The 25,369-nt window shown below is 42.0% G+C and carries 20 protein-coding genes; 12 read left to right on the forward strand and 8 right to left on the reverse strand.

The genetic code is table 11. From position 1 onward, the window contains the following. Window positions 1-42 precede the first annotated feature (42 nt). The 5 genes from IEE83_RS15150 to IEE83_RS15170 form a co-directional block, all read right to left on the reverse strand. Window positions 43-2,334 carry a DUF1549 domain-containing protein gene (locus IEE83_RS15150; protein ID WP_194123420.1) on the reverse strand — a complete coding sequence of 764 codons (2,292 nt, stop codon included), beginning with the start codon at window positions 2,332-2,334 and terminating at the stop codon, window positions 43-45. A 374-nt stretch (window positions 2,335-2,708) separates the two neighbouring features. Beyond that, on the reverse strand, window positions 2,709-3,455 hold the full coding sequence (locus IEE83_RS15155) for an SDR family oxidoreductase (RefSeq protein WP_194121385.1): 747 nt from the start codon (window positions 3,453-3,455) through the stop codon (window positions 2,709-2,711). Between the two features lie 208 nt (window positions 3,456-3,663). Then, window positions 3,664-4,392 carry an MBL fold metallo-hydrolase gene (locus IEE83_RS15160; protein ID WP_194121386.1) on the reverse strand — a complete coding sequence of 243 codons (729 nt, stop codon included), beginning with the start codon at window positions 4,390-4,392 and terminating at the stop codon, window positions 3,664-3,666. 442 nt (window positions 4,393-4,834) lie between these two features. Beyond that, a complete protein-coding gene (locus IEE83_RS15165) occupies window positions 4,835-5,080 on the reverse strand; it encodes a DUF3253 domain-containing protein (protein WP_194121387.1) in 246 nt (81 codons plus the stop codon). 251 nt (window positions 5,081-5,331) lie between these two features. Beyond that, window positions 5,332-5,712, reverse strand: coding sequence for a winged helix-turn-helix transcriptional regulator (locus IEE83_RS15170; RefSeq protein WP_194121388.1), 381 nt, complete (start codon window positions 5,710-5,712; stop codon window positions 5,332-5,334). Between the two features lie 106 nt (window positions 5,713-5,818). On the opposite strand from IEE83_RS15170, the gene IEE83_RS15175 reads away from it, so the two are divergent. The 3 genes from IEE83_RS15175 to IEE83_RS15185 all read left to right on the forward strand — a co-directional run bounded on the left by IEE83_RS15175 (window position 5,819) and on the right by IEE83_RS15185 (window position 8,046). Continuing rightward, window positions 5,819-6,571, forward strand: a complete 753-nt coding sequence (locus IEE83_RS15175; protein ID WP_194121389.1) for an SDR family NAD(P)-dependent oxidoreductase — start codon at window positions 5,819-5,821, stop codon at window positions 6,569-6,571. Between the two features lie 15 nt (window positions 6,572-6,586). Further along, complete coding sequence (locus tag IEE83_RS15180; protein WP_194121390.1) at window positions 6,587-7,210, forward strand: NADPH-dependent F420 reductase; 624 nt, start codon at window positions 6,587-6,589, stop codon at window positions 7,208-7,210. A 77-nt stretch (window positions 7,211-7,287) separates the two neighbouring features. Further along, on the forward strand, window positions 7,288-8,046 hold the full coding sequence (locus IEE83_RS15185) for an SDR family NAD(P)-dependent oxidoreductase (RefSeq protein ID WP_194121391.1): 759 nt from the start codon (window positions 7,288-7,290) through the stop codon (window positions 8,044-8,046). A gap of 376 nt (window positions 8,047-8,422) precedes the next feature. Here the strand turns inward: IEE83_RS15185 and uvrA are convergent, their stop codons facing one another. Then, complete coding sequence (gene uvrA / locus IEE83_RS15190; protein WP_194121392.1) at window positions 8,423-10,960, reverse strand: excinuclease ABC subunit UvrA; 2,538 nt, start codon at window positions 10,958-10,960, stop codon at window positions 8,423-8,425. A gap of 645 nt (window positions 10,961-11,605) precedes the next feature. Here uvrA and IEE83_RS15195 point away from each other — a divergent pair. From IEE83_RS15195 to IEE83_RS15225, 6 genes are all read left to right on the forward strand, one after another. Further along, window positions 11,606-11,920 carry a hypothetical protein gene (locus IEE83_RS15195; RefSeq protein ID WP_194121393.1) on the forward strand — a complete coding sequence of 105 codons (315 nt, stop codon included), beginning with the start codon at window positions 11,606-11,608 and terminating at the stop codon, window positions 11,918-11,920. A gap of 957 nt (window positions 11,921-12,877) precedes the next feature. Then, entirely contained in the window at window positions 12,878-14,404 is a 1,527-nt protein-coding gene (locus tag IEE83_RS15205) for a sulfatase family protein (protein ID WP_194121395.1), read from the forward strand. A 585-nt stretch (window positions 14,405-14,989) separates the two neighbouring features. Further along, the gene (locus IEE83_RS15210) at window positions 14,990-15,835 is read left to right on the forward strand and encodes a chromate resistance protein ChrB domain-containing protein (RefSeq protein WP_194121396.1); all 846 of its coding nucleotides are present in this window, start codon (window positions 14,990-14,992) and stop codon (window positions 15,833-15,835) included. An 87-nt stretch (window positions 15,836-15,922) separates the two neighbouring features. Then, on the forward strand, window positions 15,923-16,912 hold the full coding sequence (locus tag IEE83_RS15215) for a DUF1259 domain-containing protein (RefSeq protein ID WP_194121397.1): 990 nt from the start codon (window positions 15,923-15,925) through the stop codon (window positions 16,910-16,912). A gap of 92 nt (window positions 16,913-17,004) precedes the next feature. Next, on the forward strand, window positions 17,005-18,192 hold the full coding sequence (locus tag IEE83_RS15220) for a chromate transporter (protein WP_194121398.1): 1,188 nt from the start codon (window positions 17,005-17,007) through the stop codon (window positions 18,190-18,192). Window positions 18,193-18,214: 22 nt separating this feature from the next. Further along, window positions 18,215-18,946: a DUF2490 domain-containing protein gene (locus tag IEE83_RS15225; RefSeq protein WP_194121399.1), complete on the forward strand. Its 732-nt coding sequence runs from the start codon at window positions 18,215-18,217 to the stop codon at window positions 18,944-18,946. Between the two features lie 5 nt (window positions 18,947-18,951). On the opposite strand, the gene IEE83_RS15230 is transcribed toward IEE83_RS15225, so the two are convergent. Continuing rightward, window positions 18,952-21,414: a TonB-dependent receptor domain-containing protein gene (locus IEE83_RS15230; protein ID WP_194121400.1), complete on the reverse strand. Its 2,463-nt coding sequence runs from the start codon at window positions 21,412-21,414 to the stop codon at window positions 18,952-18,954. A gap of 97 nt (window positions 21,415-21,511) precedes the next feature. After that, window positions 21,512-22,327: an AraC family transcriptional regulator gene (locus tag IEE83_RS15235; protein ID WP_194121401.1), complete on the reverse strand. Its 816-nt coding sequence runs from the start codon at window positions 22,325-22,327 to the stop codon at window positions 21,512-21,514. Between the two features lie 437 nt (window positions 22,328-22,764). On the opposite strand from IEE83_RS15235, the gene IEE83_RS15240 reads away from it, so the two are divergent. The 3 genes from IEE83_RS15240 to IEE83_RS15250 all read left to right on the forward strand — a co-directional run bounded on the left by IEE83_RS15240 (window position 22,765) and on the right by IEE83_RS15250 (window position 25,358). Further along, on the forward strand, window positions 22,765-23,436 hold the full coding sequence (locus tag IEE83_RS15240) for a response regulator transcription factor (protein WP_194121402.1): 672 nt from the start codon (window positions 22,765-22,767) through the stop codon (window positions 23,434-23,436). Window positions 23,437-23,447: 11 nt separating this feature from the next. Beyond that, window positions 23,448-24,827, forward strand: coding sequence for a sensor histidine kinase (locus tag IEE83_RS15245; RefSeq protein WP_194121403.1), 1,380 nt, complete (start codon window positions 23,448-23,450; stop codon window positions 24,825-24,827). Between the two features lie 90 nt (window positions 24,828-24,917). Further along, complete coding sequence (locus tag IEE83_RS15250) at window positions 24,918-25,358, forward strand: QcrA and Rieske domain-containing protein (RefSeq protein ID WP_194121404.1); 441 nt, start codon at window positions 24,918-24,920, stop codon at window positions 25,356-25,358. Window positions 25,359-25,369: the final 11 nt, after the last annotated feature.

Raw genomic sequence — 25,369 nt, forward strand, 5'->3', positions numbered from 1 at the left:
TTATATTGAAACCCTATATCATTTATGACAAGTATTAATATATCAATAAATTAACTGAAATTCCGGCACTAGTGCCAGCGCCCAGACAAGATCCTGAATCCCTTCTTCACTTGGTTTAGGCCCAAGGATTTTCCGGGCGGCTGTCAATTCTTTTGGCACAGGATTTCTTCCCAGCGCGCGTTTATAAAGCGCTGTTACCAAAGTATCGGTAGTCGGATATTTTACAATCCATTCCTTTGCCCCGGTTTTCAAAGTCTGGGTAAATTTATTTCCATTAGTAAGTTCCAGCGCTTGCAGCAAATTGGCCTGGGAAGTACGACTTGTACTGACCGTTTCCCGATTTGGTCTGCCCAAAGAAGTAAGAAAAGGATCATTTTTAACCAAAGCGGCACGCGCAAATGGAATTTTTGTTTTTATTTTTTCAGGTAAAAGATTAAAAACAATGGCCGAATCTGCATACATCGGTTTAAAAGAAGTGCTGATCGCATCGGAGAATTGTTCCGCAGTCAATCTTCTTCTTACCATACCTGTGAATTTAAAAGAGTTCGCCATGATATCGCCCGGCTCTTTAACAGATGACGACGGAAGCTGATACGTTTTTGAAGTAACAATGGCGAAAATCAGTTTCTTCATATCGTATCCGTTTTTCTCAAAATCGGAAGCAAGCCAGTCGAGAAGATCTTCGCTCCATGGCATATTATCCATCATATCAACGGGTTCGACAATTCCACGCCCCAGAAGCTGCGCCCAGATCCGGTTCACAACCGTCCTGTAAAGCCGGCCATCTTTTGGTTGGACGAGATAATCAGCAAGTTGGCGCAAACGTTTTTCAGTGCTGGCATTCACCGTAATTTCACCAAGTTCAGGATACAGGATTTTAGTACCGGCAATTTTTCCGATTGGTTTGTCGCAACGGTTTATTTCCAGTAATGTATCCGCAAAAATATTGGCAAAAGCATAGGAATCAGCCAATTTCCAGTCACTGATAAAACTATCATGACAGGATGCACATTTCAAATTTAACCCCAGCAAAACCTGGGAAACATTTTGTGCAGCCTGCATTTCAGTACGTTGACTTGAATTAATTGTTCCGCGCCACTTTATTCCTTTTATAAAACCTTCTGAACCTTTAACCGGACTTATCAATTCCTTTACGAACCAGTTGTAAGGCTTGTTTACTTCCAAAGATGTATATAGCCATTTGGTGATATCAAAACGCCCGCCTGTGATATAACCCGTTCCGGTATAGTCATTTCTAAGCGCATCATTCCAGAATGAAAGCCAATGTTGGGCGTAATCATCATTTCTGTTCAATAATTCTTTGGCTAGTGCAGCTATTTTTTCAGGATTTTTATCCGCTACAAAAGCTTCCACTTTTTCTGGCGGCGGAAGTAATCCGATTATATCCAGATACACACGACGGATATAAACCCGGTCATCAACCACTGGTTTCCATTCAATTTTATTTTTTTGAAAATATACATTGACAAACCTGTCAATAGGCTGGACGATATCTCCGCTTGCTGCCGGAAGAGCAGGCAAACGTGGTTCCAAAGCGGCAACACGGTAAATACTCTTTTCTTTACCGTCAGGCCAGAGCGCACCTTTTTCTATCCAGAATTTGAGTACCGTCACTTCCTTTTCTGTCAATCTTTTTCCTTTTGTCGGCATCGCGTCCTTATCTCCCGCCGGCAGTGATATTCTTCTAATCAGCTCACTTTTGTCGGGATGATTTGGGATTACAACAACGCCGCCTTCACCGCCTTTCATAATTCCATCCTTGCTGTCCAGCCTTAAATCACCTTTCATTTTTTGCTCTCCGTGGCAGCTGTAACAGTTGTGTGCCAGAATTGTTCTGACTTCAACATTCAGCTCCTGGATCTGCTGTGGATTTAAGGCACCATTATTTGTCAAAACAAAATCAGCTTCCTCAGCGTCAGGCTTTTGGGGTTTTGCAAATGGAAGAACACTGGATAAATAATCGTCTCCATGTGTCAGCATGGCTCCGTAATGTCCGGCAAATGAAACTCCAAAAACAGTCAGGAATAAAAATGAACGGAAGGCAGCAATTTTATTATACCGGATTAAAAATGCAGTTACCAACGAAAGTACCATTGTGGCAATACCCGACCACCGGTGAATTTCAAGACTCTCTCCGCCATATTCTCCTTCACTTGCCAAAAGCCAGCCAAAACCTACTGCCAGCACAGCACTTCCTGCACCAACCCAAACCAGAATATTGATAGCATCTTTTAGTTTCCCGCTTTTACCTCGCCAATCTATAATTTCTAAGAGCAGGGCAATGCAGAGTAAACCAACCGGAAAATGGACCATGAGCGGGTGAAGCCTCCCCAAGAATTGCCAAAGCCAGAATGTTTCAGTAGTTTGAAGTAACACGGTGAAAATAAGGGTTATAAAATCAATCTTCCTAATTAAAATAAAACGATGATTCTTTGGCTTAATTAGCCCGAATTTCAATTTTATTTTCCAATCAAATAAGTCAAAAGAATAAGATTTTTACCCAAAAACAGAACTTGTTTATTGAATTACCAGAATTCAATAAACACACTTTCAAAATTTTAGAAGATTACGAACCGGAATATCGGTAAGAATTAATTTGAATTGACAATAAAAAGGTACCAGCAAAATAATTACAAGTACCTTTTATGAAGTTTTCCAAAAGTGTTAAGACTAAAAGATTCTAGTTATCAGGCGTTAAAACCACTGTTGATCTGCTCGAATAAAGTCTCACGTTTTGCACGTAATCCAGCCGATTGGCCAACTGCTGCTTCAAGTTCATCATTTTTCAAAGCTAACATTGCGCCTTCGATAAATTCTGAAACCGGAATTCCTCCATGCGACTGGGTTTTATCTTCACGTCGGTCATGCCCAAGTTCTGTATCTACGGATGGTGGCGCAATTTCAAAAACTTTTATTCCAGTATCTTTTAGTTGAAAACGAAGAGATAATGTTAAGGAATGCATGGCAGCTTTTGTAGCGCAATAAATCGCCATAGCTGCAATAGGTACAAAGGCTAGTCCGGAAGTGATATTAATTATTGATGCATTTTCTTTGCCTTTCAGATGGGTTACAAACAAAGAGGTTAAATGCACAGGAGCGGTAAAATTTGTTTCGATTTCTGTCCCAACCCGGTTGAGATCAATTTCACTTGTCAAATCTGTAATTAACTGTACACCAGCATTATTGATCAAAATATTTGTATCAGGATGGCTATTTAATATCCAATCAGCCAATTCAATTCTTTGCGCCGCATCTGAAACATCAGATAACCGGACAATGATTTCCGGTAAACGATTTTTGATTTCTTTCAATTTTTCTTCCCTGCGGCCGGTGATGATGACTTTATTGCCTTCTTTTAGAAATTCCTCAGCAAAAGCGAGGCCTATGCCTGATGTACCTCCTGTGATTAAGATTGTGTTTCCCGTTAATTTCATGATTCTCTTTGATTATTATCTAAATATTTTTTTGATGAAATGAAGAATACCGTCACTCTAAAATATTAATGCCCGGCCATACAAAGTTGTCACGAAATCGACTCCTGGTATTTGCAAAATTCAATCCTGGAATTACGAATTTCAATCTATAATTATAGAATTTTTTCTGACATGAAATGACGACTCTTCGGTTCGCTTTTTAATGAACCTAATACGTGAGCTTTGGAAGAATCAAGTCATGATACAGAAGAATTTTCCAATGATTACTTTTCGCCTGCCGCTCCCAAAGTTGCCTCAACTCCCTGGCTTTTCTGCCGTCATAATCAGTTTTATAGGCTATAGGGAAATCAAGGTAATGTGCCTGAGGCAGATTGTCTCCTCCATAAAAGATCGTTTCATCCATTTCTGAAATCCAGAATGCCTGGTGGTAAGGCGTATGGCCTCCAACTACCTCAAACGATATTTCGGGATTGATATAACCCTGTAATTCAGTCATGATTTGCAGGTTCGGCATTACAGATAATTGGAAAAGCAAATTGTAATTGTAAGATGGATTACCTCTTTGCATCAGCGAATATTCTAATTCCTGTCTGTTTACGTAAACACTTGCGTTTGGAAAATGTTGTACAAATAAACCGTCCTGGAAATAGCCCAGACCTTCAACATGATCTTTATGAAGGTGAGATAATAATATTTTCGTTATCTGATTTGCTTCTATACCGTGTTGTTTTAAAAGAGAAGTAATCATGAAACTGCCTTGTTTCCGGATTCCAAGACCACAATCCAAAAGTACAACGTCATTTTTCAACTTGATCAAAAACGGACGGACCGCCATTCGTATCGATTCTGGAACAGGTTTATTTACCTCCGTTAATATTGTCAAGTTCTTTTCTTTATCAACGTTGTATATTCCTTCCTCAATGGGAAATATTTCCATGTATCGTCTAAAATTTAATACTGTCAGGTCTTACGGTAAAAAACCTCAATCAGGTTTGTAAGAGACCTTGATAATAATTATCAAGTCTGCTTTTACCCATAAATTTACACAGCCTTATGCTAACAGAAAATGTAATCTATAAATCAGGTTTTTTACGGATTGTCAGAGCTGAGAATAATACCTTGGATAAATGCAACGAAGAAAAACTTTAAGTATAAGAACGTAGTTATAAAACTGGTAATTCCTGTCAAATAATTGATTAGCACAAGCCTGACATTTCGGAATTAATATGAATGTCTTATAATTCTTATGAAAATATCATTAATAAAAATATCTCCAATTCCGGCTGTTCTTTTATCCATTCTAAGTGTCCAGGGAGGAGCGGCGATTGCCAAAGGACTATTTCCGCTCTTGGGGCAAGTGGTACGGATATAGTCTAGTTTCAGACAATTTTAATGCGGACCGGCCCCTTGAAATGCTTAACATCAACAGGCTCTCCCTTTTGGGTTATCACTACGCTACCTTTGTTATGCAAATCAATCGCGACCGCGAGTACATCTTTCATATGCTCACGCCAGTCGTCAGGAAAAAGCATGCGTGCAATTTCAGAGGGGCAGGTACTTTTCTCTGCGCCACGATGAATGGCAGTAGAAAGGATGGTTGTTTTTATTTTTTCGGAATGCTGCATGCTACGCTAAAAAGGTTGTCGATAATACTACATCAAAGATTCAGATAATTGCTAAACCAGATGCTGGAATCTTGCCATTCTCCATTTTTTTCAAAATAATCTTCGATGTCTGACCTGCCGCAGAATCTGTTGGCCAAGCTGTTCGAGTTCTCCACTATAATTCTTAAAAAAATCGCCGTTTTCTTATACGCACGAACCATTGTCAAAAAAGAAAACAATCGCATGCTACCAATCTTTTAACTTCAGTCTTTTTAGGATAAGCAATCTTGCGGAGGTTTGCTCCATTGATAGTGCGTCTCGTGAGAAATTGTAGCTACTTCATATTTCAGATTCCATTCTTTGATACTTTCTAAGATTGGCAAAAAAGCTAAGCCTTTTTCAGATAACTTATATTCTACCCTTGGTGGTAATTCCTTATAGGCAACCCTTTCCAACAGTCCATCCTCTTCCAGCTCTTTTAACTGTTCCGTTAGTACTTTCCTTGAAATATGTGGTACAATGGCATCCAACTGTCCAAAACGAATGGTGCGGGTGCCCATTACATTTATTATCATTGGCTTCCACTTATTACCAATAGTGCCAATTGCTCTCGTAAAGGGACAGTTCGAATTGCAAAATCTTTCGTCTTTCATGTCTAGAAATTTGTAGTTACCCAATGGTAACCAGAATAAACTAATTTGGTTTCAAAACTAAACTAATTAGATTTCCTTTGCAAGACAAATTTAAAATAGATTGATAATGAGTAAATTAAATAACAAAGTAGCCGTGATTACGGGTGGTAATAGCGGTATCGGGTTTGGCATTGCCCAGGAATTTGAAAATGAAGGTGCTGTAGGAGCTATTGTCGGAAGAAATCAGGAAACTCTGGATAGTGCTGTGGCTCAGCTTGGCGGTAATTTTATAGCCATAAATGCCGATGTAACCAATCTGGCGGATCTGGAAAGAGTGTTTAAAGAAACCTCTGAAAAATTCGGTAATGTTGACGTGGTTGTTGCCAATGCGGGTGGTGGAGCTATTGGCACTGTATCTACACTTGGTGAAACCGACTTTGACAAAACAATTGATTTAAACCTGAAAAGTGTCTATTTCACGGTTCATAATGCACTGCCCTATATGAATGATGGCGGCTCTATTATATTGATTGGGTCAAATGCAGCACATCGGGCATATCCGAATTTTTCACTTTATGGGGCTGCAAAAGCCGCTGTGATCCATTTTGCAAAAGGATTTTCAAGTGACCTATTAGAAAGGAAGATCAGAGCAAATGTTATTACCCCAGGTACAACAGATACACCCGCATTTGAAAAGTTTGTTCCCTCAGAACAAATTGAAGGTTTAAAAAAACACTTTGCAAGTGAAATGCCGATTGGCAGAATTGGGCAGCCATCTGACATTGGCAAAACTGCTGTTTTCCTTGCTTCTGATGATTCATCGTTTATGATTGGCGCCGAACTCCTTGTCGATGGCGGAATGACCTATCTGGCTAAATAATTAAATAATTTTCAAATGAGGAATTCAGAAAATAAAGAAGCGAGCTACGCCATTCTCGGCTTTGGTAAGATCGGCCATGCCCTGGCCAGGGCATTTGCCCGCAAAGATATAGAGGTATCCGTTGCAACCACGCGTGACCCGGAAAGCTTTGCCGCCGATGCGGCCGCGATCGGATCAACAATCATTCCCACAACCCTGTCAGAAGCGGTCAAAGCTGATGTAATCTTTTTGGCTGTACGTTTCGAGTCTCACCCGGATGTCGCCAAAGCGCTACCTAGCTGGCTGGGGAAGATCATTGTTGATGTAACTAACACCTACGCCATGTCCTCTGATGAGTTGGGAGGACGCTCTTCTGCCAGGGTTGTAGCGCAGGCATTTACAGGTGGAAAAGTGGTTAAAGGGTTCAACCATTTGGGTGCAGCCATACTTGCACAAGATCCGGCCGTTCATGGTGGCAGGCGAGTCGTATTCTTGGCGAGCGACGATGACAACGCTGCAACGCAGATTAGTACCTTGGCTTACAATCTTGGTTTTGCGCCAATCAACCTTGGCGGTATTTCGGAAGGTGGACTGCTTGTGCAGTCGCACGGAAACACCTGGGGACAACTGATCTTTAAGGACCTGGTGAAATTCAACTAATGAACCATGATAGCAAACTTCAAAGCGATTTTGCTGTGAGCAGAGATATACAGTAATAATTCTTAAAAAATAAAAAAGTGAGTAAGTTAGAAAACAAAGTAGCGATAGTGACAGGTGCATCAAAAGGAATTGGTGCAGGAATTGCAAAAGCATTTGCCAAAGAAGGTGCAAAAGTTGTTGTCAATTATGCTTCAAGTAAAGAAGCAGCGGATCAAGTAGTGAAATCTATAACCGATGATGGAGGTACAGCCATTGCAGTTCAGGCCGATGTATCCAATGAGGCAGATGTAACCAGGTTGTTTTACGAAACAAAGAACGCTTTCGGTTCGTTGGATATTTTAGTCAATAATGCAGTTTCTCAGGGATATGCACCTGTCGAACAAATATCGGTAGAAGCTTTCCGTCAAAGCTTTGACGTCAATGTTTTAGGACCAATCTTGACTATCCAGGCAGCTTTAAAACTTTTCGGCGGTAAGGGCGGCAATGTTATCAATATCAGCTCAGGAGCAAGTAAATATCCGCTTTCGAATGCTTCACTTTACTCGTCAACTAAGGCAGCATTAGATGCTTTCACCATTGCGTTATCCAAAGAATTGGGTGCAAAGAAAGTTCGTATCAATTCCATTTTGCCGGGAGCTACGGATACTGAAGGCGCAGCCAGTGCCGGTGTTACCGCAGGTAGTGAGTATGAAAAAATGTTTATCGAAAAAACACCGCTTGGTCGCAGAGGTCAGCCGGAAGATATTGCGAAAGCTGCTGTATTTCTGGCTTCCGATGATGCAGCCTGGATTACAGGGGAGCAACTTTCTGTTTCGGGTGGAATGTATGGTTTTTAATTCATCCGCGAAAAAAATAAAATTAATGGTCCAACACAATGGATTAACGGTGATCTACCGGTTATGAACTAAACGAAATCATCAGTGCCATAACTTAGACAAGAAAGCCACAGACATTTTGAGATCTGTGACTTTCTTGATTTTCAAACCACAATTTAAACTGACAAACGAAACTGATGACAAGACCTTGTTTCGTTGCAATAATTTTTGCGTTAGTGCGGCTGAGACATAAAAACTGAGTTTAGGTGCCTGGCCACTTGACAATTATTGAATTTATAGTGTTTCAAACCCTCACCTTTGCAGGAATATCTACCCAAGCTGGATGCTGCTGCCCGGCAAACCGATTCATTTATATAATCAACGAAAATTCACTTTATCATTTATGTTCACTAGTCTTCTTCAAATAAGCTTTAAGGTATTTTCCCGTTTCACTTACCGGCTCGGCAGCAACACTTGGCGCTGGACCGCAGACTACTATTTTACCCCCTTCGTTTCCTGCTCCCGGACCAACGTCAATGACCCAGTCGCTGCTAGCAACAACGTGCATATCATGTTCGATCACAATGACCGTATTTCCCTGATCCACTAATTTATTCAACTGAAGAAGTAAATTTTCAACATCAGAAGGATGTAGCCCTGTGGTGGGTTCATCCAGAATATACAAGGTATCACCACGTTGCGCCCTCTGCAACTCGGTCGCTAATTTAATCCGCTGAGCCTCCCCTCCTGAAAGTTCGGTAGCGGGTTGTCCCAGCCGCAGGTAACCAAGACCTACCTGACGAACAACATCAAGCGCCCTGTTGATCTGGGGTTCAGACTTAAAAAAAACAAATGCCTCATCCACATTAAGCGCCAATACCTGAGCGATATTTTTGTCGTGATAGGTAACCTCCAGGGTCTTTTCATTATAACGGGTCCCCTTGCAGACCGGGCAGGGAGCATAGACGCTTGGAAGAAATAAAAGCTCCACCATCACAAAACCTTCTCCTTCACAGTTTGCACAGCGGCCTTTTGTGACATTAAAGGAAAAACGGCCGGCATCATATTTTCTTTCCCTTGCCATTTTTGTTTCTGCAAATAATTTTCGGACATGATCAAACAAACCCGTATAAGTTGCCAGATTTGATCTTGGTGTACGCCCGATGGGTTTCTGATCTACCGGAATTAGTCTGCGAACCTGATCCATACCTTCGGCAATATACCCACTCGTTGTTTGTACTTTTTCTGTACTTAGCAGATTATCCTCCTGTACTTCCTCGTTGGCTACCCTTTGTCCTAGTTTTTCTGAAACAAGCTCGACAAGGACCTGACTGATCAAACTACTTTTGCCTGAACCTGATATGCCTGTAACACTGGTGAGTACGCCTAATGGAAAATCAGCGTCAACATTTTTTAGATTGTTGCGCGATACATCTTTTATCTTCAGCCACCCGGTTGGCTTCCTATCAACCCTTTGCTTCGACTCTGCATTAAACAGATATTTTTTTGTGACGGATCTTTCAATTTTTTCCAGTCCGTCAAACGGGCCGCTATAAAGTATTTCGCCGCCCTTTTCGCCCGCTCCGGGTCCGACATCCACAATCCAGTCGGCATGGCGTATAATTTCAACCTCATGTTCAACGACAAAAAGCGAATTACCTGCTGCTTTTAGTCGATCAAGTGCCCTGAGCAAAGATTGCGTATCAGCCGGATGAAGACCTGCGGACGGCTCATCAAGCACATACACAACACCAAAAAGATTAGAGTGTATTTGCGTCCCCAGCCTCAGGCGCTGCAACTCACCCGGCGAAAGTGTCGGTGTACTCCTTTCCAAAGTCAAATACCCAAGTCCCAGATCGATAAGTACATTCAGACGCGATATAAGATCATCCCCTATCCGTTGACGAACCAATACTTTTTCGGGACGAACCTGGTCTGACCCTTTACTTGCAGTGCTCAAAGATGAGGAGATAATCCTGTGCAGGCCCTTAATATCCAAACGGTAAATTTCGGCAATATCCATCCCCGCAAATTTCACAGACAGCGGTTCAGCGCGAAGGCGCTTTCCATGGCAAACCGGACACGCTGCGCTCAGCATAAATTTTGACACACGCTTTTTCATCGCCTGGCTTTGGGAATTTGCGAATGTCTGCATTACATAGCGTTTGACACCGGTAAAAGTCCCCATGTAGCTGGGCTCCATTTTGCGTTCAATGGCTTGTCGAACCTGCGCCGCCGAAAGTCCTGAATAAACCGGAACGACAGGCTGCTCCTCCGTAAACAGGATCCATTCCCTGTCCTTCTTTGGCAAATCACGCCATGGAATGTCCACGTCATAACCAAGTGTCATCAATATTTCCCGCAGGTTCTGCCCCTGCCACGCTGTTGGCCACGCAGCTATGGCTTTTTCCCGGATCGAGAGTGAATCATCGGGCACCATGGATTTCTCTGTTACCTGATAAACGACTCCCAGGCCGTGACATTCCGGGCAGGCACCCTCCGGCCGGTTCGGTGAAAAGGACTCAGCATAGATGATGGACTGACCGTGAGGATAATCTCCCGCCCTGGAATATAGCATCCTGATCAGATTGGAAAGCGTAGTTACACTGCCAACCGAAGAACGTGTGCTAGCCGCTCCCCGCTGCTGTTGTAAGGCGATAGCGGGCGGAAGACCATCGATGCTTTCGACTTGGGGAATGGCCATTTGATTAAAAAGCCGTCTTGCATATGGAGAAACAGATTCAAGGTAACGGCGCTGCGCTTCTGCATACAGGGTTCCGAAAGCAAGCGAAGATTTTCCCGACCCGGAAACACCCGTGAATACCACCAGTGCGCCCCTTGGAATGATCAGATCAACATTTTTGAGGTTATTTTCTTTGGCACCCCGCACGCTAACAAAGTTTGAGATTGGGAATTCTGTTGATTCTTTCGACATTAAATCAAGGATTAAATTATCAATTGTATGGAGTCCGGGTTATATCGGCGAGAATCCTGTGGGATAATACTGATGGCAAAAATGGGCTTGATGGACATTCTTATAAATTACGTACCAAGCCCAATAGTAGGCAGATGATGCCCAATTAGTTTATTTTGGATCAAAAGATTGCTAAGCAGTATAAAAAATTCATATCAGGCACTGCCTGAAAATCCGGATACAACCAACAAACTTTAATAGACGTCGATTAGAAATACAATTTTCCCGAGTAATATAATCATATCAGCGCAATAATAAGCGATGTTTTTCTGGAAAACTGTTTTGACGGGAAGGACTATTCGGTTACAAATGGGATTAATGTTGGTAACACTGATGAAATTCCGTGGATTGGAGCAAAAGCATTTTGTACTGCCCGGTCCCGGAAGCCCTGGCCATTCCTGCCTGACATCACCAAGGATGCAGCAGGCATTGATTTATAAGCAATCTTAAAAAAATGGGAAAGCATCGTTATTACTGCCTACGCGTTGTTTTAAAGTCCTATCAGATTGAAGCCGCAGGTAAGCTCATTAACGAATCCTAAAACATTTCCCTCTTTTAGGGAACGGCGTGCAAATTCAAGTGCAGAGCAAGTACTCATTCACCTTATTGAAAAAACAGATATTCCCGGCAGCTTCTACGCTCCTTGGGTTTTCTTCTACTCCGGTTGACCATCCAAATGATGTTGGCTACCTGGGTATGCATGGTAATTACGCATACAAGAAAATCACTGAGTCGGAATTAGCTCAGACTTCTCCGAAGATCAAAATGGCCGAAGTTATCCATGGATTGTCGGACAAAACGAAAGATGAAGCATTAGTTTGGCCGACTGAGGCAAGCACCGATGATGACTGCGCGTTACTATGCAGTTTAAGATGCAAAATTTCTTCATTACCTCCATTGATGGTTTACAGAAGAATATAGAAACGCATAAAGTCGGGGCAATAAGATCTTCAATTATATCAGCACTTTTAAAAACTTACTTACTCCGGTATCAAACGTAACCTATATCCTCCACGCTTTTCTTCTGATTTTGCAGAACGCCTTATTTTCCTCAAAGCAGATGTTGGGCTGTAATGTGCAGACAAGCTTCATGTTATTAGAAGGGTAAAATATAACATTCCGGCTATTCTTTTGGTAGGGATTATTTTCATTTGACCTGGTATTATTTGGATTACATTTATAAATAAGCCTTTTCCTATTACGTCAAATAGTGAGACAGCTTGCCACAGCAAGGATTGTTATCTTTTCATAGTAATTCTGTTTAGAAATGAACATAAAAAATGCCAGCGATATGGTCCTTGTGGCCAATTTAAGAGATCTTGCGACTTGGTGATTAAGGTCGAAATAAGACAAATAAATAACAGACAATGCGCGAACCCATTCTTGTATACGAAATTAGAAATATGTCATGATTGGCAACAGAACTAGTCGATTGATCTCTATGCCCTGGTCAGTATAGCTTTAATATCCATAGATGCTTTCATCAGTAATGTGCGAAGGGCACTTATCAATCCAGAATAATACCGTTTCAACAATAATTCTTTATAAAGTGACCTGGATGTCAGAGAAAGCTACGTTTTTATACGAAGCGACTGTTTCGAAAGGATGGAAAGAATCATTATTTTCAGCATTACAGATTATGATATTCTTTCCTTTTAGTGGTTAAAAGAAATTATTCTATTAAGTTGGTAGACAAAGAAATTAATATCAATCATATAACCAAGTTATTTATAATATTGCTGAGCCATTATTGGTCTTTTTGCATATTATCACACGGTGGTAAAACATTTGCCGTAGAATAAAACCCTAAGGTAAAAAACGAAATTATAGATAGTATGTACTTAAAATTTGTTAATCGTGATTTCTAGACATTGGATTATGCGGAACGGCAATAAAGCAGTTTATATTTTAACATCTGTGTTTATATTTGGCTTTACTCTGGTTTCTCAAATCCCTGCCAGAAAAAAACCAGATAAAAAGCCTAATATCCTTTTTGTAATTGCTGATGATCAATCGTATCCCTACGCAGGAGCTTATGGGGATAAAGCTGCAAGAACACCTAATTTTGACCGAGTCGCCAGGGAAGGAATACTTTTCAGCAATGCCTTTGCAGCCTCCCCAGGATGCAGTCCATCACGGGCCGCAATTTTGACAGGCCTGAATTGTTGGCAGATTAAAGAAGCCGGAACACACGCCAGCAGTTTTCCAACTGAATTTGTGGTATTTCCTGACTTATTGGAAAAAGCTGGCTATCAAGTCGGATACACTGGGAAAGGATGGGCACCGGGTGATTTCAAAGCTTCCGGCAGATACAGGAACCCTGCCGGAGATGCGTTTTTGGAGAAAAAGCAAAAAAGTCCGGAAGGTATTTCTGATATTGATTATGCAGAAAATTTTAAAGATTTTTATGATAAAAAAGAAAAAGGTAAGCCCTTCTTTTTCTGGCTGGGTACCCACGAACCCCACCGGACTTACAAAAAAGGAATAGGAGCCGCCAATGGTTTTGATATCAAAAACGCAAAAGTCCCGTTGTTTCTGCCTGATGTGCCGGAAGTGCGAAGCGATATTCTTGATTATCTTTTTGAAATACAATGGTTTGATACGCAACTGGGAAAAGTGCTAGCACAGTTAGAACACTCGGGCGAGCTTGATAATACCCTGATTGTTGTTACCGCTGACAATGGCATGTCGTTTCCCCGTGCCAAAGCTAATGTATATGAGTATGGAATACATGTGCCTTTGGCGATCCGCTGGGGGAATCATATTCGAAAAGGAGTTACAGCTAATAATGTGGTAAGCCTGATCGATGTTTATGCAACTTTTCTTGACGTTGGAAGGGCCGCTATGCCACCCTATGCCACTGAAAGCAGGAGCTTAATACCCTTACTGAAATACGGGACCAACATCCGTGATGCCGTTTTTTCATCACGCGAACGGCATTCTTCCTCACGCTATAATAATCTCGGCTATCCACAGCGTAGTATTCGGACCAGGCAATATTTGTTTATTAAAAACTATAAACCGGAAAGATGGCCCGCCGGCGATCCCCAAAAATTTGATGCAAACGGAAATCTGGAGGCGCCTAACACCGCTTTTCACGATATAGATGAGTCTACCGATAACATCGTCATCAGGCAATGGAAGGATCCAAATATTGCACCCTACTTCCATTTGGCAACCGATAAGCGGCCAGCAGAAGAGTTCTACGACATTCTCAGCGATCCGGCCTGTCTTAAAAATCTTATCCGCAACAAAAAGTACAGACAGCAGATCAGTAGTTTAAGAACCAAGCTGACAACATACCAGCTGGCAACCAAAGATCCTCGTGAAACCGGTAACGGCGACTATCTCGAATCTTTTCCAAGGCTCAACGGTGAAATACGGAATTTTCCAGCGCCAAAATAAAAAATCGGTTTCCAATACCTAGCACGGTAAATTGACGTATCATCAATTGATCAAAATAGCTGATGAAGAAAATTTAAAAGAACGATTTCTCAACTCCATTTGGCCAACAAACTTCTACGATTATCCAATTCTTCGATCACTGCCGAAGGGTGTTTGTCAGCAACTTTTAAATCTTAACCGGCACTGTGATATCTGAAATCAGAATATTTTATACCTATTTCATTTATTACTGTGGCGAATGTCTGGTGAGAGCTGATTACTCACCCGGAGCCAAGAAATCCAACCAGATCAGCTATCACGCCCAGCATTTCCATAGTTAAGGAATAATAATATGTAGTACAGATTAACAGAAAAACAACCATCACATGACTTAATGAAAAAATAGGCATGAGAAAGAATGAGATTCGAATCGCCTCATGCTTATTTGAGAAGGCGGCCAAATTTCATTCTGATCCTTTGGTAAAACCGATCAATGAACCCAGCTTTATCTATAATTTTGCAAATCTATGTAACCGCTGCCAAAGTGATTGTTACTTTGCATTGAATGATAACATGGCTAACGTAAATCGTAATAATTGGTATCAAATGAACTGGATCACCCGCGAACGCCCAAAAATTGACCGCATTGCCTGCCCTTGGCTGATTAAAAGGTTCATTGATCCGGAAGCGAAGATCTATTATGTTCCTTTCGATCAGGTCCGGGTGAAAGCGCGGGAACTGGACGCAACTCCTTTTGATATTCCCGACACAGAGTTCACCCATTATGAAGACCGCTGCACCTTCGATTTTTTTCTTGAAAGGTATGAACTGGAAGACCAGGCTTTAAAAGATATGGCCGTAATCATCCGTGGCGCTGATACCGATGATCATTCGCTTGCCAGCCAATCCTCCGGACTATGGGCTATTTCGTCCGGTCTTGCATACAACATTACGGACGATCATGAGTTGTTAGAAAAGGGAATGCTGATTTACGACGCGCTTTATAGCTGGGCTAAAAATCTTCAAAAACAAAAACATACACAGAGCCCTTCCGAAAAACTGCTGCTAGCGGTTTTTAACACTTATCTGGATAAACAAAAATCTGAAAACCTTAAAACGCCTAAATGGGCAAAAGAGCTTAAGGAAATTATACAGGACCAGATTGATACAAACCTTAGTTTGAGCCTGAAAGAAATTTCAGAAGGCTTGCAGATTCATCCATCCTATGTATCCAGGGAGTTTTCCAAATATTTCAGTAATCTTTCTTTCGGAGAATACATCCGTAAACTCCGGATTGAGAAGGCAATTGATCTTTTGGCAAATCCGGATCACACCTTATCTGAGGTTGCCTATCTGACCGGATTCTCGGACCAAAGTCATTTCAACCGGATTTTCAAAGCCCATACAGGGCAAAACCCGTCTGATTACAGGAAAAGTTTGCCTAAAAAGTAATTTCTGTACAAATCGTCATTTTCATTCTATCATTTGGTGCGGAGGCAGGTTAGTATTGTACTTCATAAAGCAACCACCAATAATGATATGAGTAAAGACACAATTTTTTCAAGGAGAAATTGGCTGCTTGCAAGCGGACTGGCAGGCACGGTCCAGCTGCTTGGCCTTAAATATTCGATCGCCAAAAATCTTTCCGCCAAAACACCGCCGCTGACTAAAGAAGAAATTTCGGCCATTGAAACAGCTATTGGCAAAAAGGGAAATTACAATGAAGGCCAGTCCGTGCACACTACACCACTACCGCGTAATGATCTTAAATTGACGATAAAAGGAGAGCCAGTGCCGATTCCTTTCGGTTTCGGGGGATGGGTCTCGATTAAGAAAACAGTCGATGGAAAATCGGCCGTACTGATGAGTGATACCGTCCTATTGGAAGAGGAGGTCAATCCTTTAATCTCAGCTGCTCAGGCTAGTGGCCTTGAAATCGGGGCAATCCACAACCATTTTTTCTATGAGCAGCCGCGTATTTTCTACATGCATCTTCATGGCATGGGAACACCGGAGGATCTTGCTAAAAAATTTGCTTCAACGATAAAAGATGCTAAAATATCACCTAAAAATCAACCCGCTCCTGCCTCACTACCGGCAGTTACAGCTAAAGATTTATTCGACCTTTCTACGCTTGATGGCGCTGTAAAATATACCGGCATAGTAAATGGTCCAACCTACAAATACACAGTAGGCAGAGATGATCTTTCGGTGATAGCCATGGGCGCTGAAATGACATCAGCCATCGGTCTAAATTCCTGGGCAAGTTTTGCCGGAGATAAAGAAAGTGCGCATATAGCTGGAGACATTGCAATGCTTGAAGGTGAAGTAAACGCTGTTATCAAAGTCCTTCGTGAAAATAATCTTGAAGTTGTGGCCTTACATAACCATATGTTTGGAGAAAATCCAAGAATTATTTTTCTGCATTATTACGGCCGCGGTCCGGCTTTGACACTGGCGACAGGATTTCGGCAGGCGCTTAATATTTTGGGGACGATACCAACAAAGAACTTACATCCAACCCACTAAGAGATCAGAAAGTAATAACCCCATTTGTATGTCAACAATTTTTGGATCTGCTGACGGATACTGCATGGAACTCTTCAAAAACTAAAAAGCGTATGGAAACCGTAACTGATGTACAAACCACCCAATACAGCCTTGGCGATCTTACCCGTTATTTTTTAAAACTGGGAACATTGGGATTTGGGGGGCCGGTGGCACTAATCGGATACATGCACCGGGATTTGGTAGAAGACCGGAAATGGATCAGTGAAGATGAGTACCGCGAAGGGCTGGCATTGGCTCAGCTTGCCCCTGGCCCTCTGGCGGCTCAGCTTGGGATCTATCTAGGTTATGTGCATTATGGAGTTTTGGGCGCAACTTTGACCGGACTAGCCTTTGTACTCCCCTCTTTTGTGATGGTCGTTTTGCTGGGAATGGCCTATAAACTTTATGGCGGCTTGCCTTGGATGCAGGCCGTTTTTTACGGTGTTGGCGCTTCGGTCATTGGCATCATTACACTAAGTTGTTACAAACTCACAATTAAATCAGTGAGTAAGCTCGAAATTTTAGCCATCAAAGGCCGGTGGCTTTTATGGATTTTCTTTACAGTTATGGCGATCGTTACCGCAATCACCCAGCGCGAAGAAGTCTATCTTTTTATATTGATGGGTTTTATTTACATGGCGGTTAAAGCACCGCCGAAATGGCTGATCAAGAAAGGAACAGCATTCTCAACCGTGTTTTTAACTGGAATTGGTTTCTGGCAATATGAGCCTTTACAGCTCTTAAAAATCGGTTGGTTTTTTACCAAAGCCGGCGCCTTTGTTTTTGGCAGCGGACTGGCGATTATCCCTTTTTTACAGGCAGGCGTTGTCGACCAGATGGGCTGGCTCAATGAGAAACAATTTCTGGATTCGGTAGCAGTGGCGATGATTACACCCGGGCCTGTTGTGATTACCGTCGGATTTATCGGCTATCTGGTGTCCGGATTTGCAGGTGCTCTTGTGGCGGCCGCTGGTGTTTTTCTTCCTTGTTATGTCTTCACAGTGCTACCGGCACCTTATTTCAAAAAGATCGCAAAAAATGGTAGCATCAAGGCCTTTGTAGATGGAATTACAGCTGCTGTTGTCGGAGCCCTGGTGGGTTCTGTATTTGTGATAGCAACCCGCTCCATCGTCGATATACCCTCCGGCATCATGGCGATTTTTACAATTCTTGCGCTGATCTATGTAAAAAAAATACAAGAACCTTATCTGATACTTGCCGCTGCCATCATTGGCTTTTTACTAAAAACCTATTTTTAAGGTATCCATATCAACATCCCTTATGAAAAAATATTTCCTTCTTTCCCTTCTATTTTTTACGATTCCTGTGTTTGGTCAAAAACAGATTAATAAACAAAGCGGTGTATGGCTGGGTTATTTTAATCAAACCAGACTTACAGATAAGTGGGGCATCTGGCTAGACGTTCACGCCCGCAGGACAGAATTCCTCGACCGCTGGTCCGCCCAGCTTATTCGTCCGGGAATCACTTATTATGCTAATGATCATCTTCGTTTTACCGCCGGCTACACCTATGCTCGTAGTTTCCCTGCGGCAGGACTTCATACCGTAAGGCCAGAAAACAGACTATGGCAACAGGTCCTTTGGACCAGCAAGCAAAAGCGTTTGCAGACCCAGCAATGGATACGTTTAGAGGAACGGTTTAACAGAAAAATTTCGAATGACCAGCTGCAAAACGGCTCAAACTTCAATTTCAGGTTTCGTTATCTTTTGAATCTGATGGTGCCTTTGAACCGGGATTTTTTAGAACCTAATACCCTGTTTTTTGCCTTCAACGATGAGATCCATATCAATGCAGGCAAACAGATTACCTACAACCTGTTTGATCAAAACCGCTTTTTTGTCGGACTTGGTTATCAGTTTACAAAAGGGCTTAATGTGCAGGCCGGTTATATGAACCAGTTTCAGCAGCTTCCTTCGGGAAATCATTTTAACAGCAATAACGTGCTTCGCATTTTCGTATTCCACAACCTGGACCTCCGGTCTAAAAAGTAAAGTGATCAAAACTCTTTTTCACCAAACTCACTCGAAGGAAGTTTAGCTTTCTTCGAAGTTTGGTTTAGGTTGTAGCTTAGGTTAATAAGAAAAATATCGGTCTCCTGAATGTAATTGGTTGTCGTAAAAAAGTCTTTCCCAAAAGTTGTTATCCTTTGCTTATTGGAACCAAACAAGCCCAAATCGATATTTTGCCATTGAAGTGTTGCCGCAAGCCTGCCTTTCAAAAATGTTTTTTTAGCGGAAGCTCCCGGCGTGATAAAACGCGAATCTTCTCCCTGGGCTGTAACTCTTTTTGAAAGGTAATTCACCGCCAATTGGAGCTGAAAGCCGGCAGAAAACTTGAAAGTAGTATTTGCATTAACCGAATAAGCCAGACTCGAAGTATTGACATCTACCTTATTGTTAAAAAGAGATCCTTTAATTTTATAGTTGTAAACATTACCTCCACCATAAAATTGCCACCATTTGGTAAGATTCAGTGTAGTTCCTGCCTCGATTCCCCAGGAAGTTGCCAGTCCCGCATTGGTATAGATTCGGTTTAAGATCGTATCATTGTATACACTATTCACCCGGTTGACAACATTTTTGATACGCTGGTTGTAAAGCGTAGCGTAAACACTTCCTTTTTGAAAATCTTTAACTCCGCCTACTTCGGTCAGATCAATAAACTCGGGGAGAATATTGGGATCTCCTGATTCGAGCGTTTCTGAATGCTCGCGCTCTGGGAATGGATTCAGTTCGTTGTTGGTCGAGCGCTGTACGCGCCTGCTATATCCGGCTTTGACCCGAAACGATTTACTAACCTGATATTGTAAATTCAGCGTTGGAAAAAGATTGGACAAATTCAGGTTGCGGGTATTTTGACTGCCTGCAGTAAATGCGCGCGCAGCATACTCATAATGAAGCCCGCCAACATAGTCAAACTTTCCGGTTTTGGCGGAATATTGCCCGTAAACAGCATGGATATGATTGATCACTTTGGTGCTGCTGCTAAATTCGGGAACAAGTATGAACAATCCGCTTTCAAGGTCAAGATCCAGGTACTGAAAGTTTCCTTTTTGAACCTGGTTTCGGTATTGATAGCCAGTTTCAAACTTTCCCTTTCCGATAGCCAGTGTATAATCTGCCCTGAGCCGAAAAGCTCTTAGCGGATTTGTACTGGGATTACGGGTGCTTTGCAAAATATTATGCCTGTCTGGCTCATCAAGATTAACGTTTGTCGTCAACCCCACCATATTTCCCTGTTCAAAAAGACCGGAAACAACAGCAAAAGATTTATTGGTAAAAGTGTGTGTGTAGTCCAGATTTCCTAGTGTGACGCCTCCCGATTTACGGGCGAGGTTTGAATTAAAATAGGTAATCCGGCCAAGAACTTCGCCACTGGCAAGGTCGGTTTTGATGTTATTGTAAACTAGGTCGGCACGGCGTGACTGCTTCCGGTACCCTCTGTAAAAGCCGGCAGAGAATACATTTTGAGCATTTGGAGTAAATGAAACCGCGCTTCTCACTGTATAATTGTAGCGGACAAAACTTCTCTCACCGGTTGAGGGAAAAGAGGTAAAAACATCATTGATAGTCGTGTTGACATCCCCTATTCTTCGGCCGGCGATGTCGTTACGTAAATAGTTACCGCTAAGATTGAAATCCCAGTGGCTGGAACGGACGTTAAATGTTGCATCTGCACCGTAGCGCTGAGGGCTGTGAAGATTTCCGTACCGGTACAAAGCAGGCAAACCAGCCTGACTATTAGCCGAAAGTGAACGGCTTCCGGCAGCGACCGTCCTGGTTGTTATATTGATAATTCCAGCTTTACCATCCGGATCAAAACGTGCCGAAGGAGATGTGATCACCTCAATGTTTTCAATGGTATTAGCCGGAATCTGATTAAGGATGGCAGAAGGATCGGCCTGGACAGGTTTTCCATTGAGAAGAACCAAAAATCCCGAAGAACCCCGCAGTGTAATGTCTCCTTCACTGTTTACCGTAACAGATGGAGTATTTTTTAATACATCAATAGCTGTCCCTCCCTGGCTGCTCAGAAATTTATCGGCGCGGTAAACCTGCCGGTCTATTTTATTTTCAACAGTCTGCCGCTGCGCTGTTACATTCAATGCACTGAGTGTCCTTGGATCCGGCTCCATGGCAATGGCCGGCAAATTCAGCTGGGTTTGCCCGTCCGCTAAATCCGGTAAGGCTAAAACAATTTTACTGTATCCAATGTATTTTGCCTGCATATAGTAGCGCCCCAAATCAACATTGCCAATTTTGTAAATGCCATTTTCGTCAGTCAGTACACCTGCCACCAAGGTAGAATCCTGACTCTTATAAATTGCTATGGAGCAGAAAGCCAAGGGTTGGCCTGTTAACCGGTCGGCTACACTACCACTTATGGTAAAGCTGCTTTGCGCCCGAATTGAGACCATCGATATGAACAAAAATGTTAATGTAAATACAGCTACTTTCATCGTGAGTAAATTACCTTTCCTGTTGTTTGAGCAGAATGGCAAATTTAACCCTATAAATTTAGTAGACTTTGTACATTAGCGCGCATTTCTGGTACATTCAGGAAATTCCTTTACGATATACACCTGGCAGAACGCCTGTCTGCCGCTTGAAAAACTTATTAAAGTGTGAAGCATCTGCAAAACCAAGTTCGTAAGCAATTTCGCCCAGGTTTTTCGAAGAATACAAGAGTAGTTTTTTTGATTCTGCCGTTAACTTTTCACTGATCACGGCTGTGGCCGTCTTGCCAAGATATTTTCTGCAATTGGTATTAAGGGTTTTCTGCGTAATATTTAAACGATTTGCATAGAATGCTGTCTCATGGTTCGTTTTAAATTCCTGATCCAGCATTGTAAAGTAATTTTTAAGCAGTACAGGATAAGAAGCTACATGACTGGTGTTGGCCTGACGTTTCAGTAAATTGAATATCAGCAAAAGATAAGTCTGAATGACTGCACTATAATTAGCTTCCTCTTTGATATATTCCTCTTCAATACTTTTAAAAATGCGGCTAAAGGTTTCATCCGCCTCTTTAAGCTCAAAGCAACTCGAAAACAGTAGTGGAAAAGTTTGGAAAAGAGTGTCATAAAGTGAATGGTCCAGCAAAAAATCCTTTTGGATCATCGCAACATAACCTTTGGGAATTTCTGTCAGCTCCCAGCTATGAACCTGGCCAGGCATAACCAGGTAAAGGCTGCCAGGTTTAACTGCAAAACGGTTATGATCGATCTGGTGCACGCCCGCGCCCTGCTGCAGATAGATGATTTCAAGGTAATCCTTGTGTCCGTGCGGATGGGTGGTTTTAATCACCTCCTTCATTCTCTTTATTCTGAAAAGCTCTTTTTCGTTGAGCTTGTTTTTAATCGGGATTTCCATCAATATGTTAGGCTATCTTAAACGGTTTGAAACCATTATGTGATCTGCAAAGGTTGCGGTTTTTCTCTATAAATATATTTAAAAACTACTTGCAGACATTTTTGTTTTTATAAACTGGCCTGCATGATACTCGACTTTGTTCTATTGAAATGAGCCCACATACTTTCGTCCGGGCTAATTTACCATCCTCATTTCATGTGGATCTGAGTGAGATAAATATTTGTACGAAATAGTTTTGAAAACCGGCTTGAACTCAGGAAGTCCGAACTTTACATTTTTTTTGATGAAACAGGTTGTTTAGTCCCAAAAATAACTTTTAAGATGATCTTAAGAATAATTTCAAATAGATAACCGTTTGCTAATGCTTACTTTACCAGAAATTAAGATATATCAAATTGCCATTGCCCAAAAGTTAATTCCTCTTAACAAAAACAGATATGAGAATTCTGATCATAGAAGATGAAACAGGCATATTGAATTTTCTAAAACAAGGACTTGAAGAGGAATCCTACGCGGTTGACACGGCTATGGATGGCCATAAGGGACTGCAGTTAGCCCTCTCAGGAGAATATGACCTGCTTTTAATTGACTGGATGCTACCTGGCAGAAGCGGGATCGACGTGTGCCGAGAGTTTAGAAAATCCCGGCCTAAAACCCCTGTGATTTTTCTGACTGCCCGGGATACTGTTCAGGATACTATTTTCGGTCTTCAGGCCGGAGCAAATGACTATATAAAAAAACCGTTCAGCTTTGAGGAGCTCTTGGAAAGAATAAAAGTGCAGCTTAGGCCGCAAACGGGCGAACAGGCAGAGTTTACCTTAGGCCCGATAAGTATCAATACGCATTCACATCAGGTCTTTAAGCAACAGGAAGAAATTAAACTTACCCAAAAAGAATTCGGTCTTCTGGAATATCTTGTGCGCAACAAAGGGAAAGTGTGTCGAAGATCCCGTATCATCGAAAGTGTCTGGGACATTCATTTTGAATACAATACCGGTGTGATTGATGTATACATCAACTCGCTTCGTAAAAAATTAAAACTCGCCAAAGAAGAAGATTACATACAAACTATCCGGGGCGTTGGATACATAGCCAAAGATATTTATTGAGGACACGGTACATGACCACTTCTTTTAAAAACAAAATTGCACTCAATTTCACGCTCAGCACGGCGTTAATGATCGCTGTGGTTTTTGTGCTCGTCTATACGATTGTCAATCTTACCGTTTTTGGTAGACTTGAAAAAGATCTGAATTTTGAGGCCCGTGAGCATTTGCAGGAATTGGGAATAAAAAATGGAATTCCTTTTTTTGAAGATAAAATTGAATGGCTTGAAAAAGAGCATCTTTTTCTGGAAATAAACCCGGTCTTTGTCCAGCTTTCGGGCCTTGACGGCAAAGTCATTGACAAATCTCCGAACTTAAAAACCGATGAATTAAGGGCAGATTTATCAAAACCAGACATGCAGTTTTTCCGTACCAAACTCCTGGGAAGAAGTATCGGGCAGATGCAGATCGTGGTAAAAGGCAAATCCGGTAAAGTTGGTTATCTGGTTGTTGCCATCCCGATCGACGAATCAGAAAAAGTCATGTCTAATTTGCAGACCGTTCTTCTGATCTCACTTCCGGCAGTACTTCTGCTTTTATTTTTAATCACACGTTTTATTGCCGGCCGCAGTATCGAGCCCGTGCTTAGCGTGATTGATACGGCAGATAAAATTACAAACGAAAACCTCTCGGCGCGCATTGCCATACCGGCTCGCAAGGATGAACTTGAAAAGCTGGTAATTACCATTAACGCCCTGATGGACCGCATCGAGAACGCCGTGGAACGTGAAAAACAGTTTACTTCTGATGCGTCCCATGAGCTCAGAACACCCCTGGCCGTCATCAAGGGAACACTGGAAGTTCTGATAAGAAAACCCAGAACTGCGGAAGAATACATCGACAAGGTTGCATATTGTATCAATGAAATTAACCGAATAAATTATCTGGTAGACCAACTACTTCTGTTAGCTCGATTTGAAAGCCAGAAAAAGGCAATGGACCTACAAAAAATTGACCTGTCAGAACTCACAGAAACAATTTTGATCCGGCAGCAGGAAAGGATACTGGATAAAGAGCTTTCCATATCGCTGCAAACCGATGAACGTTATGTCGTATACTCTGATCCGTATATGACCGATATCATCATTGAAAATCTTATTTCCAATGCCGTAAAATACTCCAAGCATACGGGTCATGTAATCATTGAGATACGTCCGCAAAAACATGCCCTGGTTTATAAAATCATTGATGACGGGATTGGTATAGCACCCTGGGAAATTGAAAAAATCAAAGAACCCTTTTATCGTTCCAATCCGCTTGGCCACCCGGAGATCAAAGGCAGCGGACTTGGTCTTTCCATTGTCAAGCGCATGTGTGAGCTGCTGTTAATTACCTTTTCAATTCAGAGTAGTCTTGACAAAGGAACTACGGTAAGTCTTACTTTTAATTCTTAAGCAAACCTTAAGAAATCCCTTAGGAACCATTAAGAATCGGACAACTATATTTGATCTGTTAAGAGATCATTATTTAACCCGCAAAACTTCATGGAGATCAAAAAAGGCACTTCCAATATCAACCGTCACGAATTTTTAAGAAAAATTGGTTTTGCAGGATCTGCCCTGGCAGCCGTTTATTTTGCCGGACACCTGCAATCCTGTACCAACGACCGTGTCAACCCTGCTCCTACGAATCTTACGCTGGATCTGACATCTTCTGAAAACGCCGCATTGAAAACAAATGGCGGTTATGTAATTAAAGATGGCGTTGTGATCGCCCGGAGTAATACCGGCGCCTTCATTGCCGCTACGCTTACATGCAGTCACGAAGGGAAAAATCAGATTACCTACCAGACTGATCATTTTTACTGCACAGCCCATGGCGCCAAATACGATAATACAGGAAAAGGGCTGAACGGTGAGGGAAAAAAGGGCATTGCCGTTTATACCACCACCCTTAACGGAAATATTCTGACTGTAACTGCCTAATCTAAAACTTG

This window comes from Dyadobacter subterraneus, assembly GCF_015221875.1.
Lineage (GTDB): Bacteria > Bacteroidota > Bacteroidia > Cytophagales > Spirosomataceae > Dyadobacter > Dyadobacter subterraneus.